The 843-nt window shown below is 60.3% G+C and carries 1 protein-coding gene; it reads right to left on the bottom strand.

Annotated elements, in window-relative coordinates; genetic code table 11:
* Positions 1 to 282: 282 nt before the first annotated feature.
* Positions 283 to 843: IS110 family transposase (locus tag CFB46_RS34980; RefSeq protein WP_143751625.1), on the bottom strand; the 561-nt coding region annotated here is incomplete at its 5' end.

The raw sequence follows: 843 nt of genomic DNA, 5'->3' as shown, positions 1-843 counted from the left end.
TCTATATGAACGCGTCCCGTTTGCAACAGTTTTCTCGTGTTTCGACGGACAGGATGGGCTGCAGCTCTATATCCGGCCTTGATGCAGCTGGTGCAGCCGCTGCGGGCCCCTATGAAATTCGCTGACTCGCGCCTCATTCTCCTGGCGAGCTCGAAGCCCGTCACCTCATACAGGTTTAGCGAGTCCCGGTCCTACCTGGCTTGTCATCACACTCGATTCCTGCGCAACCTTTCGACGTTCACCCTGTGTTAAACGTTGATTTTCTACCTCGCGTGGCCGATTTCAGGCTGGCTTCACGCTCACGTAGTCCTTCCGGTACGGCCGCTCATGGGCCAGTACCGCCCAGATCGTCCGTGCCATCTTGTTGGCCAGTGCCACGATCACTACATTTGCTGGCCGCCGCTTCTTCATCTGCTCGACCCATGGGCCCGGCTCTTTCGCATGGTTCAACACGCTTCGCGCGCCGTGAATCAACAGCGTGCGCAGATAGGTGTCGCCCCTCTTGCTGATGCCGTGCAAGTTCACCTTGCCGCCCGAGCCCGTCTGCTTCGGTACCAAACCTGCCCACGCGGCGAATTCGCGTCCTGAGCGAAACGCCTTCGCGTCGCCCATCATCGCCACTGCCGCCGTCGACGTCAGCAAGCCCACGCCGGGTATCTCGCTGATCGCCGCAACGGCCTTGTCTTCCTTCTTCCATTCGCGCATCCGACGTTCGATCTCGGCAATCTGCTCGTCGAGCCTCGCCAACCCGTTCCACTGTTCACGCAACGTATCGATCAGCGCTGCCGGCAGGCGCTGCTCGAGCCGGTCAAGCGCGATGGGTATTTCCTGGTCCAGCTTCGC

It is taken from the genome of Burkholderia sp. HI2761, assembly GCF_002223355.1.
In the GTDB taxonomy this organism is placed as follows: domain Bacteria; phylum Pseudomonadota; class Gammaproteobacteria; order Burkholderiales; family Burkholderiaceae; genus Burkholderia.
Note: the sequence above shows the minus strand (reverse complement) of the source record. Positions and strands in the feature narration are given on the sequence as shown.